Annotated in this window: 11 protein-coding genes; 2 read left to right on the forward strand and 9 right to left on the reverse strand. The window is 64.1% G+C overall.

Annotated elements, in window-relative coordinates:
* Positions 1 to 178: 178 nt before the first annotated feature.
* The 9 genes from rimO to ACTNBU_RS07885 all read right to left on the reverse strand — a co-directional run bounded on the left by rimO (position 179) and on the right by ACTNBU_RS07885 (position 14,585).
* Entirely contained in the window at positions 179 to 1,504 is a 1,326-nt protein-coding gene (gene rimO, locus ACTNBU_RS07845; RefSeq protein WP_441032466.1) for a 30S ribosomal protein S12 methylthiotransferase RimO, read from the reverse strand.
* A gap of 1,092 nt (positions 1,505 to 2,596) precedes the next feature.
* The gene (locus ACTNBU_RS07850; RefSeq protein ID WP_441032469.1) at positions 2,597 to 3,235 is read right to left on the reverse strand and encodes a regulatory protein RecX; all 639 of its coding nucleotides are present in this window, start codon (positions 3,233 to 3,235) and stop codon (positions 2,597 to 2,599) included.
* Positions 3,225 to 4,331: a recombinase RecA gene (recA, locus tag ACTNBU_RS07855; RefSeq protein ID WP_441032471.1), complete on the reverse strand. Its 1,107-nt coding sequence runs from the start codon at positions 4,329 to 4,331 to the stop codon at positions 3,225 to 3,227. Before recA ends, ACTNBU_RS07850 begins: the two co-directional genes overlap by 11 nt.
* Positions 4,332 to 5,212: 881 nt before the next feature.
* Complete coding sequence (gene prmC / locus ACTNBU_RS07860; protein ID WP_441032474.1) at positions 5,213 to 6,079, reverse strand: peptide chain release factor N(5)-glutamine methyltransferase; 867 nt, start codon at positions 6,077 to 6,079, stop codon at positions 5,213 to 5,215.
* Positions 6,080 to 6,892: 813 nt separating this feature from the next.
* Entirely contained in the window at positions 6,893 to 7,858 is a 966-nt protein-coding gene (locus tag ACTNBU_RS07865) for a DUF1385 domain-containing protein (protein ID WP_441032476.1), read from the reverse strand.
* Positions 7,859 to 7,958: 100 nt separating this feature from the next.
* Positions 7,959 to 9,404, reverse strand: a complete 1,446-nt coding sequence (locus ACTNBU_RS07870; protein WP_441032478.1) for a sensor histidine kinase — start codon at positions 9,402 to 9,404, stop codon at positions 7,959 to 7,961.
* Positions 9,405 to 10,626: 1,222 nt separating this feature from the next.
* Positions 10,627 to 11,313 carry a response regulator transcription factor gene (locus ACTNBU_RS07875; protein WP_441032480.1) on the reverse strand — a complete coding sequence of 229 codons (687 nt, stop codon included), beginning with the start codon at positions 11,311 to 11,313 and terminating at the stop codon, positions 10,627 to 10,629.
* 747 nt (positions 11,314 to 12,060) lie between these two features.
* On the reverse strand, positions 12,061 to 13,428 hold the full coding sequence (locus ACTNBU_RS07880) for an FG-GAP repeat domain-containing protein (protein WP_441032482.1): 1,368 nt from the start codon (positions 13,426 to 13,428) through the stop codon (positions 12,061 to 12,063).
* A 221-nt stretch (positions 13,429 to 13,649) separates the two neighbouring features.
* Positions 13,650 to 14,585, reverse strand: a complete 936-nt coding sequence (locus ACTNBU_RS07885; protein ID WP_441032484.1) for a LysR family transcriptional regulator — start codon at positions 14,583 to 14,585, stop codon at positions 13,650 to 13,652.
* Between the two features lie 272 nt (positions 14,586 to 14,857).
* Here ACTNBU_RS07885 and glsA point away from each other — a divergent pair, with 272 nt between their 5' ends.
* Together glsA and ACTNBU_RS07895 are read left to right on the forward strand one after the other, a co-directional pair.
* Positions 14,858 to 15,790, forward strand: a complete 933-nt coding sequence (glsA, locus tag ACTNBU_RS07890; protein WP_441032486.1) for a glutaminase A — start codon at positions 14,858 to 14,860, stop codon at positions 15,788 to 15,790.
* Positions 15,791 to 16,044: 254 nt separating this feature from the next.
* Entirely contained in the window at positions 16,045 to 17,451 is a 1,407-nt protein-coding gene (locus ACTNBU_RS07895; protein WP_441032489.1) for an alanine/glycine:cation symporter family protein, read from the forward strand.
* Positions 17,452 to 17,453: the final 2 nt, after the last annotated feature.

Here is a 17,453-nt window from a genome sequence, read left to right on the forward strand (position 1 = left end):
GCGAGCGTTCCGGGCGAAGCCCGGAATGCCGCCGCCTAAGCCTTTTTCTCTTACACCATCAAAAGGCGCATTCTCTTTTTCCTCTCCAGGAAAAAGAGAATGGGGGTTTTGAAGCCGCCGGGCTTTCCCGGCACCCCGTTCCAACGGGAAAAATCCGCTACTCCCCCGGCAGGGGGAATCAATCCACCATCTCTCCGGTGAGCTCCCCATCCATGGTCCCGGTGAGCCGGACCGTCACAAACGTCCCCGCCGGTACCTCTCCGTCGGCGGTGAAGTAAATGCGGCCGTCAATGTCCGGGGACTCCGCGGCGCTGCGGCCGAAGTACATCTGCGCCTGGCCGTCAAAGCCCTCGCACAGCACCTCCCGCTCCGTACCCAGCAGGGAGTCGTTGTAGGCGTCGATGATATCGGACTGCACGTCCACCACCAGCTCCGCACGGCGCTGGGCCTCCTCCGTGTCCACGTGGTCCATCTTCGCCGCCGGGGTGCCGTCCTCCGGGGAGAAGGGGAACACGCCCGCCCGCTCGATCTTCGTCTCCCGCAGGAAATCGCACAGCTCCTCGAAGGCCGCCTCGTCCTCGTAGGGCAGGCCGGTGATGATGCTGGTGCGCAGCACCAGGCCGGGGATGCGGCCCCGCAGCTTCCCCAGCATCTCCGTCAGGGACGCCTTGGTGTCCCGGCGGTTCATGGCCTTCAGGATGGTGTCGTTGCAGTGCTGGATGGGGATGTCCAGATACTTGACGATCTTCGGCTCCTCCGCGATGGTGTCGATCAGCTCGTCGGTGATCTCGTCGGGGTACAGATAGTGGAGACGGATCCAGTGGAAGTTCAGTCTGCACAGCTCTCTCAGCAGCGCCGCCAGCTGATGCTCCCCGTTCAGGTCCGTGCCGTAGCGGGTGATGTCCTGGGCAATGACGATCAGCTCCCGCACCCCGGCGTCCGACAGCTCCCGGGCCTCCTCCAGCAGCTCCGTCATGGGGCGGCTGCGGTATTTGCCCCGGAGGGACGGGATGACGCAGTAGGCGCAGTGGTTGTCACAGCCCTCGGCGATGCGGAGGAAGGCGTACCACGACGGCGTGGACAGGATGCGCTCCCCGCTCTGGTTGGCGGTGTGGATGTTGCCGATGTGGCAGGGCCGCAGCCCCTTGGCCATCACCTCGTCGATGGCCTGGGCGATGTCGCCGTAGCTGCCGGTGCCCAGGATGCCGTCCACCTCCGGCAGCTCCGTCAGCACGTCCTCCTTGTACCGCTGGGCCATGCAGCCGGTGACGAGAATTTTCTTCACCCGGCCCTCTTTTTTCAGTTCCGCCATCTCCAGAATGTTGTCGATGGCCTCCTCACAGGCCGACGCCAGAAAACCGCAGGTGTTCACCACCACCACGTCGGCCCCGTCCGGGTCCGCCTGGATGGCATGGCCCGCCGCCTGGACGGACGCCATCATCTGTTCGCAGTTCACCTGGTTCTTGGCGCAGCCCAGGGAGATGAATGATACGTTGTAGCTCAATGTCGGTACCTCCAAAATTGCGGGTTTTTGCGCCTTTCCCGGCGCGGGATGAGTTCGTATTTCCCCCTCGCGGGGGTGCGGCGTGTTTTCCCCTCGCGGGGTGCGGAATAGATCGGCGAAGGCCGATGGCTTTGCGAGGTCCCTCGCGGGGGATTTCCCTTTTTCCGTGGGCACGGGAGGGTGCCGGTTCCCGGCAGGATGCGCCCCCCATTCGTCGTCGGGTCAAACTGCGCTATATTCGGGACGCCCTGCGGGGGAGGGCATCCCTCATACCGCTCCGTTGCCCCCTTGCACACCGTCGCGGCATTGCGATTCCCGGCCCCTTCGGGTCCGCCAATCGCGCCGCTTCCTCGAAACCGGCTCGCTTTTTCCGCCGCTGGCGGCGCTTCGCCGCTTTCCTCTTCCCCACCGCAACCGCTTCGCTGGGTTGCGGCGGGGGACCCCGCTTTCTTGAAAAAGAGAATACGTCGCGCCCGGTGGAAGAAAAAGTCGCTTTTTGCCGCCCAACTGGCCGCAGGCCAGTTGGCGGAAATGCGGGGGTCTTCCGAATCGGTGCCGGCAAAACCTGCCGGTCTCCTACCGAGTGCGGAGTACATTGGCTGTTGTCGGGACTGCTCCGCCGCAGCTCGCAGAACCCCGGCAGCCATCGTTGGGTGGAAAATCGCAAGGTCTGTCCTCCTACTCCCGCGCATTCCGCTTCGCTATGCGCTACCCGGGCAGTCCCGAAAGAACGGTGCCCAGCTTTCCTCAACTGCCAGGGTGCGGCAGCAAAAGAGGAGGACATTGCATCCGGGCGGGACCACACCTCCGGTCTTCCGTGACCGCCAGGGTGCGGCAGCAAAAGAGAACGGCGGGGCATCCGGGCGGGACCCGGAGTTCCGTTGGTGTCAAGAGCGAATACAGGAGGCAAAGCCCGCAAATCTCCACCGGGCCAAAACCCCCGTAACAGGCGCTGCGAGCGTTCCGGACGAAGTCCGGAATGCCGCCCGAGCCTTTTTCTCTTACACCATCAAAAGGCGCATTCTCTTTTTCCTCGGAAAAAGAGAATGGGGGTTTTGAAGCTGCGGTCTTCACCGCATTCCCCCGCGCCCGCTAGGGCGCCTCTCCATCCTCCTCCCCGAAGGGGATCTCCTCATACACTCTCATGGCGGATTTCACCGTCCCCCAGTCGAATCCTCTCCGCGTCAGGGCCGCGGCGGCCCGTTTCCGCTCCTTTTCATCGGGGGCGCCGCCCCGGAACCGGTCCCGGAGATACTGCTCCGCCAGCTCCGTACTCTCCGGCGCCTGAGCCATGGCGTCCTCCCACAGCTCCCGGTCAATACCGTGCTTCCGCAGCTCCTCCCGGTACCGGGCAGGGCCGTAGCCCAGCCCCGCGCAGTGCCGCACCAGCATGGCCGCGTACTCCCCGTCGTCCAGCGCGCCGATGGCCTCCAGCCACTCGGCGGCGTAGGCCGCGTCGCCGGCGGAGGCCCCTTTCTCCCGGAGCTTCCGCTCCAGATCGGACCGGGACATAGCCCGGCGTCCGATGAGGGCCGCCGCCTGGGCCTTGGCGTCGGACCCGGCGGCGGCGGTCCGCAGACGGGTCAGCGTCTCCTCATCCAGCCGGTCCCCGGCCCGGAGGCCGAAGTCCAGCAGCTCCTGTTCCGTGATCTTCAGCAGCGAGCCGTCCTCCAGAAACAGCAGGACCCGGCCCTTTTGATGCCTGGACGGTTCGATCCGCTCAACCCTCATCGCTGAAGTCGTCGGCGTTCACATCCACCGCCCGGCCCGCCGCCTTGGCGGCGATCTTGGACTGGCTGCTCATCAGCTTGTCGAAATTCTTCCGGACCTCGGCGTCCAGACGGTCCGCCTCCTCCGGGTGGTCCTTCAGGTACTGCTTGGCGGCGTCCCGTCCCTGGCCGATGCGGACCTCGCCCATGGAGAACCAGGAGCCGGACTTCTGCACCAGACCCAGCTTCACGCCCATGTCCACCAGCTCGCCCACCTTGGAGATGCCCTCGCCGTACATGATGTCGAACTCCGCCTCCCGGAAGGGGGGCGCCACCTTGTTCTTCACCACCTTGGCCCGGGTGCGGTTGCCGATGACCTCGGAGCCGTTCTTCAGAGCCTCGATGCGGCGGACGTCGATGCGGACGGAGGAGTAGAACTTCAGCGCCCGGCCGCCGGTGGTGACCTCCGGGTTGCCGTACATGACGCCCACCTTTTCACGCAGCTGATTGATGAAGATGACGATGGTGTTGGTCTTGCCGATGGCGCCGGTGAGCTTCCGCAGCGCCTGGCTCATGAGGCGGGCCTGGAGGCCCACGTAGCTGTCGCCCATCTCGCCCTCGATCTCGGCACGGGGTACCAGGGCGGCCACGCTGTCCACCACGATGACGTCAATGGCGCCGGAGCGGACCAGGGCCTCGGTGATCTCCAGGGCCTGCTCGCCGGTGTCCGGCTGGGAGATCAGCATGTCCTCCACCCGGACGCCCAACGCACGGGCGTAGGTGGGGTCCAGGGCGTGTTCGGCGTCTACGAAGGCCACCTCGCCGCCCCGCTTCTGGGCCTCCGCCACCACATGGAGGGCCAGGGTGGTCTTACCGGAGGACTCCGGTCCGTAGATCTCCACGATGCGGCCCCGGGGCAGTCCCCCGATGCCCAGCGCCAGATCCAGCGCCAGAGAGCCGGTGGGGATGAAGTCCACGTTCAACTCCGCCCCGTCGCCGAAGCGCATGATGGAGCCCTTGCCGTACATCTTCTCGATCTGGGCCATGGCCGTGGCAATGGCCTGCTTCTTGTCGCTGGCCGGAGCCGCGCTGGGCACTGTCGCCTTTTCTTTTGCCATGTTGTATGTCCTCCTTAACGTGTTTTACGTGTTTATTCTCGTCAATATATCGTCCTCCGGCGGTCCGCCGGTTTGATACCATCATAGCAGATGGGATGCTCAGAAAATTAAGCATCTGTTGGTTTTTTCCCTGCGCGGGGAGTGCGGAAGTGCGCCCGTTCCGGGCGCGGGAAAGTGCGGCGAAGGCCGCAGCTTCAAAACCCCCTTTCTCTTTTTCCGTGGAAAAAGAGAAAGCGCCTTTTGATGGTGTCAAGAGAAAAAGGCTGGGCGGCGGCATTCCGGACTTCGCCCGGAACGCTCGCAGCGCCTTTTACGGGGGTTTTGGACTGGTAGTGGTCGATGGCGTTGACCACTCAACCGAATATGGCAGTTGCGAACATTGGGGGAATTCAGGGATGCTCCCTGCTTCTGTTTTGCTGCCGCAATCCGGTGGTTACGGGGGATTTGCAATATGGGCGGGACGCTTCCGCGAATGTCAGGGTGCGGCAGCGAAAAGAGAACGGCGGAGCATCCGGGAGGGACCCGGAGTTCTGTCGGTGTCAAGAGCGGATACAGAGGGCACGGCCAACAACGACTGCCGGGCCAAAGCCCCCGTAACAGGGCGGAACAAGGCGTTTCAAACAAAGTTTGAAATGCCGCCGCCCCAGCCTTTTCTTCTACACCATCAAAAGGCGCATCTTCTTTTCCTCGGAAAAGAAGATGGGGGTTTTGAAGCTGCCGGGCTTCTCCGGCACTCCCGTCCTGACGGGAAAAGGTTTTGCCCCGCGGCGGAGCCGCAAAGCCATCGGCCTTCGCTGCACTTCCCCGCGCCCCGAAGGGGCGCACCTCCGCACTCCCGCAAGGGAGACCTCACAAAAGCCGCCGGGCTTCCCCGGCACCCGTCAAACCTCTGTGCACAGCGTCCCGAACACCACCCGTGGGATGCCGTGGAGGTCCTTCACGATCTGAATGTCGCCGAAGCCCACGGCCCGCATGATCCGCAGCACCATATCCGCCTGGCCGACGCCCACTTCAAAGTAGATCCGCCCGCCGGGGGTCAGGGCGTCCCGCCACAGTTGGGTGATAGCGCAGTAGAATTCCAGGCCGTCCTCCCCGCCGTCCAGGGCCAGATGGGGCTCGTAGTCCCGGACGGAGACGTCCAGTCCGGCGATGTCGCCGTGGGGGATGTAGGGCGGATTGCAGACGATGCACTGGAACTCCCCCAGATTGGGGGACGGCTTCGACAGGGCGTCCACCTGCATGGAGATCACCCGGCCCGTCAGGCCGTTGCGGCGGATGTTCTGGCGGCAGATCTTCAGCGCGCCCTCCGACAGGTCCCCCAGTACGGCCCGCGCGTTGGGGACGTTGGCCGCCACCGCCAGACCCACACAGCCGCTGCCGGCGCACAGGTCCAGCACCCGGCACTCCCCCAGCGTCCGGCAGTACGCGATGGCCTGCTCCGCCAGCACCTCCGTGTCCGGACGGGGGATCAGCACGTCCGGGGAGATGTCCAGCGGCAGGCCGTAAAACTCCCACTCTCCGATGAGGTAGGCCACCGGCTCCCCCGCCAGATGGCGGTCCACCAGCGCCCAGGTCTGCTGCTCCAGCTCCGGAGAGGCGTAGAGATTGCCGTCCCGCAGCAGCTCCTCCCGGGTCTTGCCGGTGGCAAAGCACACCAGCTCCCGGGCCTCCAGGGACGGGTCGCCCACGTCGGCGCCCCGGAGCCTCCGGCGGATATCCAGATAGAGATTGTTGTATGTCGTTGCCATAAGCTGCTCCTTTTTTGCGGCTGCCGCCGCGGGGCGGGATCTTTTTCCCGTGCAGACGGGGTGCCGGGGAGGCCCGGCGGCTTCAAAACCTTTTCCCGTCAGGACGGGAGTGCCGGGGAAGCCCGGCGGCTTCAAAACCTTTTCCCGTTGGCACGGGGTGCCGGGGAAGCCCGGCGGCTTCAAAACCCCCTTTCTCTTTTTCCGTGGAAAAAGAGAAAGCGCTTTTTGATGGTGTCAAGAGAAAAAGGCTTGGCGGCGGCATTCCGGGCTTCGCCCGGAACGCTCGCAGCGCCTGTTACGGGGGTTTGGCCTGGTACTGGTCGATGGCTTGGACCATTCAACCGCGTATGGCAGTTGCGGAAGTTGGGGTCCCGCCCGGATGCCCCGTCCTTCTCTTTTTGCTGCCGCACCCTGGTTGTTGGGGATAGATTGGCACCCTCCTATCGGAAGTCAGGTGCTTGCGGGGGATGCCCCCCTTTCGCAAAAGGGGGGTGGGCACGGCCTGCGGCCGTGGCTGGGGGGTTGCCTGCTCCCGTCCCTCAGGGGGAAGATTCCAAAGAGGGGGGACCCGCGGTCCCCTCTCTTTGTGTCGTCGCGGAGGGGTCCAGGGGAACCCCATCGAAAGGGTTCCCCTGGCGCCTCTCTTCCACCGGGCGCGGCGCATTCTCTCCCCGGGGGAGAGAATGGGGGGCGCATCCTGCCGGGAACCGGCACCCCCCGTGCTCACGGAAAAAGGGAAATCCCCCGCGAGGGACCTCGCAAAGCCGCCGGGCTTCGCCGGAACCCCCGCCCTCCCCGCGCAGGGGGGATCTTTTACCAGGCGTCTTTGCCTTTTTCGTCAGGCAGCACCAGCTCCAGCGACCGGATGGCGCACTCGATCATGCCGTCGTCCGGCTCGAAGGTGGTGAAATTCTGCATCCACAGGCCCGGCGCCGTCAGGAAATGGGCCAGGGCGCTGTCGCTGCGTCCCACCCAGCGGTTGAACTCGTAGGTGATGCCCACCACCAGCGGCAGCAGCAACAGATGCACCAGCGTCCGCAGCCACACGTTGGTCATGGGCCAGATGCCGAACACCACGCTGGACACCAGAATGGACACGAAGATCACCACGAACAGAAAGCTGGTGCCGCACCGGGGATGGTGCCGGGGCTGGGCCCGGACGTTCTCCACCGTCAGCGGCAGCCCCGCCTCGTAGCAGAAGATGGTCTTGTGCTCCGCGCCGTGGTACTGGAACACCCGGTGGATGTCCTTCATCCGGGAGCACAGGAACAGGTACAGCAGGAAGATGACGATCTTCAGCAGGCCCTCGATGACGTTCCGTCCCCACAGGGGGAAGCCGGGGAAGAAGTGCAGCAGGCCGCCGGTGAGGAAGGTGGGCAGCACCAGGAACAGGAAGATGCTCATGCCCACGCCCATCACCACCGCAAGGCCGATGACGGCGCTCTCCAGCTTCTTGCTGGAGAGATGCTGCTCCAGCCACAGTTCCAATTTGGACGGCTGGGCCTCCTCCTCGTCGGGATAGAAGTCCGCCGAGTACATCAGGGCCTTGACGCCGTTGACCATGGAGGACAGGAAGTTCACCGTGCCCCGGATCAGCGGCCAGCCCAGAATGGGATGCTTGTCCTTGATGAGCTTCAGCTCCTCCACCTTTTCCACCAGCTCGCCCTCCTGATTCCGGACGACGACGGCCTGCTTCTCCGGGCCCCGCATGAGGATGCCCTCGATCAGCGCCTGTCCGCCGATGCTGGTGCGGAAGGCGCATTGTTTCTTTTCTGCCATGCCTGGGTTCCTTTCTATATACATCTATATACCACAGTGTTTCGCGCCGGCCCTCAGCCGGATATTCTATCATATCACGAATAGTGCCGGGGCGCAATGGTCATTCGCCGCCCATGGGCAGGCGGATCGTCACCACGCAGCCGCCGCCCTCGGCGTTGCCGATGTCGAAGGTGCCGTTGTGGAGGTGGACGATCTCGTCGCACACCGCCAGGCCGATGCCGCTGCCCCGTGCCTTGGAGGAGCCCTTGTAGAACTTCTGCTTCACGAAGGGCAGCTCTGCCTCCGGGATGCCGGGGCCGAAGTCCCGGACCCGGATGACCTCCATGTCCCCCTCCCGGTTGATGGACGCGGCGATGCGCTTTCCCGCGCCGCCGTGCTTGGCGGCGTTGTCCAGCACGTTGCAGAACACCTGCTTCAGCCGCTCCGGGTCGCCGGTGATGGGCTCCAGCAGATCGTCCCCCGGCTCGTACTCCAGCTCGATGCCCTCCTGGCGGAACAGCTGGCGGTAGGTGAAGATGGTGTCCTCGAACTCCGCCTGGACGTCCACCTCCTCCACCTGGAGGGTGAAGCGGCCGTCCTCCATCTTGGAGAAGTCCAGCAGCTCCTCCACCATGCTGGTGAGGCGGCGGGACTCCCGCAGGATGATGCGGATGCCCCGGCGCATCTGCTCCGGGTCCTCGCCGGTGTCCCCCAGGATGGTCTCGCCCCAGCCGTTGATGGCCGTCAGGGGCGTCCGCAGCTCATGGGACACGGAGGAGATGAACTCCGTCTTCATCTTCTCGTTCTGGCCGATCTTCAGCGACATGTCGTTGATGCTGTCCACCAGCTCCGCCAGCTCGTCGGTGTACCGGTTCTCCACCTGAATGCCGTAGCTGCCGGCGGAGATGCGCTTGGCGGCGTCGGACACCACCGCCACCGGCTCCACCACGTTGTTGATGAACAGCAGGTTGGAGAAGATCACCAGCGCCATGCACAGCACCGCCACCAGCAGGATGATCAGCACGGAGATCATCACCTGAGTGTTGACGTTTTTCAGGGACGTGATATACCGCATGGCCCCCACCACCTTGCCGTTGAAGGCCAGGGGGCAGGTGACGGACAGGATGTTCTCCCCGGTCTGGGGGTCGCTGCCCTGGAAGTGGGCCATCTTGCCGGTGGACAGGGCCTGGGCGATGTCGTCGGTGCCGGGGGAGGTGCCCGCCGTCAGGTTGGAGGTGGAGGACACCTGGACCCGGCCGCTGCTGTTGATGAATTGCAGCTCGATGTGGTCCTTGTCCTCGAAGTTGTCGGCGTAGCTCACCGCCCGCTGGTTGTACTCGGCGAAGCTGGTCATGAAGTAGCTGGTGAAGGAGTCGGCGGCGGTCTGGGCCTTGTTCTCCAGGCCGGTGCGCATACTGGAGTAGTAGTAGCTGGCCACGCCGGCGGAGAACAGGGTGACGATGAGGATCACCAGTATGAAGATGGGCGCCACGGTGTTCACGATCCACCGCTGGCGCAGGCCCCGGATGCGGAGGGCCTTCCGTTCCAGTTTTCCGATTCCCTGCATGATCGTCCGCCTTTCTTTTTTTGCCGCTGCGCGTCGGGAGCGTTGGTTTTTTCCCCTTTGCCGGGGGTGCGGGGGTTTTCTCCCTCGCGGGGGTGCCTGGGTGCGCCCCTCCGGGGCGCGATGGGGGTGCCGGGGAAGCCCGGCGGCTTCAAAACCTTTCCCCGTGAGACGGGGGTGCCGGGGAAACCCGGCGGCTTCAAAACCCCCATTCGTCGTCGGGTCAAACTGCGCTATATTCGGGACGCCCCGCGGGAGAGGGCATCCCTCATACCGCTTCGTTGCCCCTCCTCTTCCCCACCGCAACCGCTACGCTGGGTTGCGGCGGGGTACCCCTCTCCGTGGAAAAAGAGAATGCGCCTTTTGATGGTGTAAGAGAAAAAGGCTCGGGCGGCGGCATTCCGGACTTCGTCCGGAACGCTCGCGGCGCCTGTTACGGGGGTTTTGGCTTGGTAGTGACCGATGGCCTGGACCACTCAACCGTGTATGGCGGGTTCGGAAGCTGGGGGAAGTTCCGGATGCCCTTCTGCTCCTCTTTTGCTGCCGCACATTGGCAGTTGCGGGAGATCGGTGGAAGGAACCGCTCCCGGATTCCCCCTGCTTCTCTTTTGCTGACGCACCCTGGCGGTTGCTGAGGGCTTGGCAATGTGCTTTCGATACCCGGCAGGCAGCGCATAGCGAAGCGGAATGCGCGGGGCAAGGAGGACAGACCTTGCGGTCTTCCACCCCACGATGACTGCCGGGGTTCTGCGAGCTGCGGCGGAGCAGCATCGACAACAGCCAATGTACTCCGCACCCGGCAGAAGGCTGGCAAGTCTGGTCGGCACCGATTCGGAAGACCCCCGCATTTCCGCCAACTGGCCCGTAGGGCCGGTTGGGCGGCAAAAGCGATTTTCTCTTCCACCGGGCGCGACGCATTCTCTTTTTCAAGAAAGCGGGGTCCCCCGCCGCAACCCAGCGAAGCGGGTTTTGTGGGGAAGAGGAAAGCGGCGAAGCGCCGCCAGCGGCGGAAAAAGCGAGCCGGTTTCGAGGAAGCGGCGCGATTGGCGGACCCGAAGGGGCCGGGAATCGCAATGCCGCGACGGTGTGCAAGGGGGCAACGGAGCGGTATGAGGGATGCCCTCCCCCGCAGGGCGTCCCGAATATAGCGCAGTTTGACCCGACGACGAATGGGGAGCGCATCCTGCCGGGAACCGGCGATCTCCCGTATCCACGGAATAAGCTCTCAGAACCCCCACTTATATCCATATCCCCACACAGTGGTGATATAGGTGGGATTCTGCACATTGTCCTCGATCTTCAGCCGCAGGCGGCGGATGTTCACGTCCACGATCTTCAGCTCGCCGAAGTAGTCCCGGCCCCACACCATGTCCAGGATCTCCTCCCGAGACAGGGCCTTGCCGGGGTTCTCCATGAACACCTTCATGATGGAGTACTCCACCTGGGTCAGCTTCACCCGCTGGCCGTTCTTCTCCAGCGTGCGGTTCCGGGTGTTCAGCAGGAACGGCGGCTGACGGATCTCCCCGCTCTGGACGGTGTCGTCTCCGCCGGCCCGGCGGAACAGGGCGTCCACCCGGGCGGTCAGCTCCGCCGGGGAGAAGGGCTTGGTCACGTAGTCGTCGGCGCCGGTCATCAGGCCCGTCACCTTGTCCATCTCCTGGGAGCGGGCGGTGAGCATGATGATGCCGATCTTCGTGTTGGTGGCACGGATACGGCGGCAGACCTCGAAGCCGTCGATGCCCGGCAGCATGATGTCCAGCAGGGCCACCTTGGTGTCCGGGTTCTCCTTCAGGCGCTCCAGGGCGTCCTCGCCGGTCTCGGCCTCGATGACGTCGTACCCCGCCCGGCGGAGATTGATGACGATGAAGCTGCGGATACTGGATTCGTCCTCCAGCACCAGGACTTTTTTCATGGTGTTCACCTCATTGAGTTATTTTTGGTTCCGCTGCCGCGGAGGGGCAGGATGGTTTGTGAGGTTTCCCCCCTCGCGGGGGATGGGTTTTCTCCCGTCAGGACGGGGGCCGGGGAAGCCCGGCAGCTTCAAAACCTTTCCCGTCAGGACGGGGTGCCGGGGAAGCCCGGCAGCTTCAAAACCCCCATTCTCTTTTTCCGAGGAAAAAGAGAATGCGCCTTTTGATGGTGTAAGAGAAAAAGGCTCGGCGGCGGCATTCCGGGCTTCGCCCGGAACGCTCGCAGCGCCTTGTACGGGGGTTTTGGCCTGGTAATGGCTGATGGCTTGGACCATTCAACCACATATGATGTCTCATTAGCTGGGGGTGGTTCCGGATGCCCTGCCCTCCTCTTTTGCTGCCGCACCTTGGCAGTTTGGGATGGCTTGGCGCTGGGGGTGGTTCCGGATGCTCTGTCAGCTGCGGGGGCTTGGCAACGTCCTATTTTCGTCTGTTCTATGTCGCGGGGGATGGGTCGTGCGACCGCCGCAGCGCGGCGCGCCTTCGCAAAGGAAAGGGGGCCAGGGGGAAACCTTTGGTTTCCCACGGTTCTTTTGCCCACCGGGCAAAAGAACCTGCCGTAATCATTTTTCCGGCGGCATGTACGTCGGAAAAATACCCCGACCTGTGCGCCCCGGGGGCGCACACACCAGTGACCGACGTCACTGGTGAGGGGGAATCTAAAGGGGGGACGCCAGTCCCCTCTTTAATTAGTTGTCGTTCGCCCGCCACTCCGTGGTGATCAGGTTGAAGCGGCCCCGGAGGTCGTCCTCCGTGATGCCGCGGCTCCATTCACGGTCCGCGTCCAGCAGCTCCGCCGCGTAGATCGTCTCCGCCTTGCGGCCCAGGACGAACCGGTCCCCCCGGGACGCCTTGATGTCCCGGCTGTCGCCGGTGATGGTGTATATCCGCAGCAGATCCTCGCTGTCCTCCTCGCCGCCGTCCCGGCGGGAGAAGGTCACCGTCATCTCGTCCGCCGCCGTCTGGGTGCGGCTGACGATGATCTCCTCCACCCAGCCCGCCGGCAGCTCCAGATACCAGCCGTCGTCGTTGCTGTGATAGGTCCACGTCACCGTCTTGCCCCGGCCGGTGCGGTCGTAGCCCCGCCAGTTCACCAGATACACCGGCTCCGTCCTGTAGGAGAGCAGCGCCGTGGGTTCCGGGACCTCCGTGGACCCGTCGCCGTTGATGTCCGTGGGATACAGGTTCAGGAACCGGAAGATCTCCGTGGTGGCCCCCGTCACCGGGGACAGCGCCGCGTTGGTCAGCTCTCCCTCCACTGTCACCAGAATGTCCGTGATCTCCTCGCCCACGTCGCTGACGCCGGAGACGAACAGCGCCGGCGTCCCGTCCATCAGCGTGCCGGAAGTCACCCGGCCGGAATTCAGCTCCGCCATGGTCATGGACAGCCGGGCGGAGGAGGTGCGGCTCAGGGTGCCGGGTCCGCTGTCCCGGTCCCAGGTGTAGAAGTCCGCCACGCCGTCGCCCTCATCGTCCGCCCGCAGCACCACCACCTCCGACTCGGGGCGGGTGTCGTCCAGGGCGGTGACGGCGTATTTCACGTAGTTGCTGCGGGCCAGTTCCTCCGGATCGCCGCCCCGCAGGGTGTAGACCGTCAGGGCCTGGAGATCCGTGCCCGCCTTCCAGCCCACCAGCAGCTCCATGACGCCGTCGCCGTCCAGGTCCCGGTAGGAGATACTGTAGATGGCCGTGCCGCTGCCCTCGATGAGGGCCGACTGCTCATATCCGTCCCCGGTGGGGGAGAAAATGTAGATCTTCAGCGGCTTTTCCTCCGCGGCGCTGCTGCGGAGAAAGGCAAGGGCCTCCTCCCTGCCGTCGCCGTTCAGATCCACCATCTGCACGGACTGGGTGTTGGCGCCGGACACCGGCGCCGCGTATTCCAGACCGCCGGACACCAGCTCGCTGATGGACTGGTTCAGATCCGTGTACTCGGGCAGCAGCTGTGGCAGGGCGTACAGGTCCTCCGGCGAGGCCGCCGGCTTGAAGGAACAGCCGGTCAGCGCCAGACAGGCGGACAGCAGTCCCGCCGCCGCGATATGTTTCCAGAATGCCCTCATGGGCGCCTCCTCTCCCGGATGCTCCGGCTCAGACGCGGCGGCCGCAGCGGCTCCGCGCCATGTGTTCAACTCTGATATGATACCACGTTTTTTCCCGTTTGGGTAGCGTTTTTCCCAATTTTACAGCCCCGTCACAATTTCCGTCCCGCCCCGCCGGAGCCGCGGAAAAAAAGAGACAGGAGCCAGGATCTCTCCTATCTCCTATCTCCTGTCTCTTGTCTTCACTCCACTCTCTGCAAGGCCTGATAGCACGCCGCCACCCGGTCCACGAACCGCCGCTCCGGCTGGGACAGCGCCGCGTCCCGGCGGGTGACGATGCCGAACTCCAGCCGCTCCGTGCAGTTGGGGATGGGCACCGACACGCACTGGTACATGGAGTCCTGGGCGGAGAAGGCCTGGATGCCGATGGTGTAGCAGTCGCTGACGGCGATGAGGTTCATCAGGGCGGAGCGGCCGTCAACGTAGATGATGCGGGGGGAGTTGTCCATGTCCATGCGGGCGTCCTCGGTGGAGATGCTGTAGATGAAGTCCTCGTACTGGCCGCTGTACCGGACGAAGGCGTAGTCCCGCAGGTTCTCCAGCGTCACGGGACGGCCCTGGCGCAGCAGCTCGTGGTTCTTCGACACCACGATGTGGGGCATCAGGGTGGCCACGTGCCGGAACTCCAGGCCGTTCTCCCCCAGCCGGGCCAGGAACCGGGTCCGCTCGCTGGAGGTGAAGTCCAGCACGCCTACGTCCGTCACACCGGCGGCCACGTCCTCGATGACGTCCACCGCCGTGCCCTCGTTGAGCCGGTAGGAGAACCGCTCCTGACGCTGGTTCTCGGCGCAGATCTCGTTGAACACCTCCATGGTGTGGGTGAACTTGGTCATGGACACGCTGAGCCGGTCCTTGTCCGGCGGGGACTGGCGGGTGAAGTTCTTCAGGCTCTCCATCTCCCGGAGGATGGCCCGGGCGTGCTCCAGGAACTTCTCCCCCTCCGGCGTCAGGGTGACGCCCTGCTTCGTCCGGCGCAGCAGCTCCATGCCCACCTCCGACTCGATGTCCCGGATGATGTGGCTCAGATGGGGCTGGGAGATGTACAGCGCCTGGGCCGCCTTGTTGATGGAGCCGCAGCGGGCCACGGCGTCGAAATATTCAAAGTACTTGATATCCATAGCTGCTCCCCTGTTCTGTTCTTTGATTCAACCTGTATTATAACGTCCCCGCCGGCAGCCCGACAGAAATTTTCTTCCGATTGTCTGATTTTTAACGGATTGCACAAATTCCGGGTTTTCTTTTTGGTGAAATCCTTTACGGAAAACTCCGATATCCCTTATCGGGAATGCGGATGAACACTTTGTACAAGGATATGCTACAATAGCCTCATCGAAATTGTGAGATTCGTCCTGCGTGCCGCCGGCCGCGGGCGGAAAAGGAGTGAACCGCAATGATCCAGCAGGTACTGGACCGGGCCATGGACTACGCCCGCCCCTTCATGCGGGAGGGCAAGGTGGCCACCTATATCCCGGAGCTGGCCAAGGGAGACCCCACCCAGCTGGGGGCCTGCATCATGACCACCCGGGGCAGCGTCTATCACGCCGGGGACTGGCGGCAGGAGTTCACCGTCCAGAGTATCTCCAAGACCATGTCCCTCATCATGGCGCTTCAGACCGTGGGCTTTGAGCACGTGTTCAGCCGCGTGGGCGTGGAGCCCACCGGCGACGCCTTCAACTCCCTGACGAAGCTGGAGACCAAGACCCCCCATCCCCTGAACCCCATGATCAACGCCGGGGCCATCGTGGTGGCCAGCTGCTGCGTGGGGGCGGGAAAGACCTTCGACGACTTCCTCCATCTGGTGCGGCGGCTGTGCGGCCGGGATTCCATCCGGCTCAACGAGGCGGTCTACCTGTCGGAGAAGCACGCCGGGAACCGCAACCGGTCCATGGCCTACCTGATGCAGAGCGACAATGTGCTGGACTGCGAGGTGGAGGACGCCCTGGACTTCTACTTCCGGATGTGCTCCGTCAGCGTCACCACCGAGGACCTGGCCAACTACGCCCTGGTGCTGGCCAACAACGGCGTGGACATCCGCACCGGGGAGCAGGTGGCGGAGGACTGGATCGTCCGCATCGTCAAGACCCTGATGGTGACCTGCGGGCTGTACGACGGCTCCGGCGAGTTCGCCATGCGGGTGGGGATGCCCGCCAAGAGCGGCGTGGGCGGCGGCATCATGGCCACCGTGGAGCGAAAGATGGGCGTGGCGGCCTTCTCCCCCGGCCTGGACCCCAAGGGCAACAGCATCGGCGCCTATCACGTGCTGGAGTACCTGTCCCACTCCCTGGGGCTCCACTACTTCTCCGGCGCAGACTGCAAGATCTGACGGAAAAAAGAGAAGATTCCCTGTTGCGGGATCGTTCAGAACCTGTTAAGATAGCCGTGGGAGTTTCTGAGACAGAAACATTTCTGTCGGAATATGACAGTCCGCAGTGCACGGTCCGTCCCCTTCCGGGCAGAGGAGGGACGGACGGCAGAGCGGAAAGGAGGCGGGGCGGACAGCGGCGGACCCAGGCGGGACATCCCGCGAAACGGCATTGACCCGGCATCATTTATGAAGAAAAGGGAGAGATTGCAACTATGATCATGACCATTCTAGACGGGCTGGACAGCTTTCTGTACTATCCGGTCCTCATCATCGTCCTGCTGGCGGCGGGCCTGTACTTCAGCGTCCGCACCGGCTTCGTCCAGTTCCGCCTGTTCGGCGAGTCCATCCGCGTGGTAGCGGAGAAGCCCGCCAAGGACGGCTCCGTGTCCTCCTTCCAGGCGCTGATGGTCTCCACCGCGTCCCGGGTGGGCACCGGCAACATCATCGGCGTGTCCACCGCCATCTGCCTGGGCGGCTTCGGCGCGGCCTTCTGGATGTGGGTCATCGCCCTCATCGGCGGCGCCTCCGCCTTCGTGGAGAGCACCCTGGCCCAGGTCTACAAGCGGAAGGACCCCAACGGCGACAGCTACGGCGGCCCCGCCTACTACATCGAATCCGCCCTTCACAACCGGGGTCTGGGCGTGGCCTTCGCCGTCTCCCTGATCCTGACCTACGCCGGCGGCTTCAACATGCTGGCCTCCTACAACCTCCAGGACACCTTCAAGGCCTACAGTTTCTACACCCCCGGCGTCACCCCCTGGATCATCGGCGCCATTCTGGCGGTGCTGGTGGGCTGGTGCATCATGGGCGGCGGCAAGCGGGTGGTCAAGGCCACCAGCACCCTGGTGCCCATCATGGGCGTCCTGTATGTGGCCGTGTCCCTGGTGGTCATCCTGTTCCACATCAACCTGGTCCCCGGCGTGTTCGCCGAGATCTTCCGCAACGCCTTTGACTTCCAGGCCATCTTCGGCGGCGTGGCCGGTTCCTGCATGATGTACGGCATCAAGCGCGGCCTGTACTCCAACGAGGCCGGTGTGGGCTCCGCCCCCAACGCCGCGGCCGCCGCCGACGTGTCCCACCCCGTGAAGCAGGGCCTGGTGCAGATGCTGTCCGTGTTCATCGACACCCTGCTGATCTGCACCGCCACCGCCCTGATGTGCATGTGCTCCGGCGTCACCCCCACCGCCGACATCGCCGGCGCCCAGTACGTCCAGCAGTCCGTGTCCTCCGTGCTGGGCGGCTTCGGCCCCATCTTCATCACCATCGCCATGGTGCTGTTCGCCTTCACCACCCTGCTGGGCAACCTGTACTACTGCGACAACTGCCTGGCCTTCATTCTGAAGAAGACCCCCTCCAAGCAGTTCATGACCGGCTTCCGCATCATCGCGGCGCTGGTGATCTTCGTGGGCGCCGGATTGTCCATGGCCGCCGCCTGGGACATCGCCGACATCCTGATGGCCGTCATGTGCTTCATCAACCTGCCCGCCTGCATCGTGCTGAGCAAGGTGGCCATCGACGCCTGCAAGGACTACGAGAAGCAGAAGTCCGAGGGCAAGAACCCCGTCTTCCACGCCAGGGACATCGGCCTGGAGGACGCCGGTCTGGACTACTGGCAGTAACG

Origin of the sequence: Dysosmobacter sp. HCP28S3_G4 (assembly GCF_052065175.1) — a bacterium.
GTDB lineage: Bacteria > Bacillota > Clostridia > Oscillospirales > Oscillospiraceae > Oscillibacter.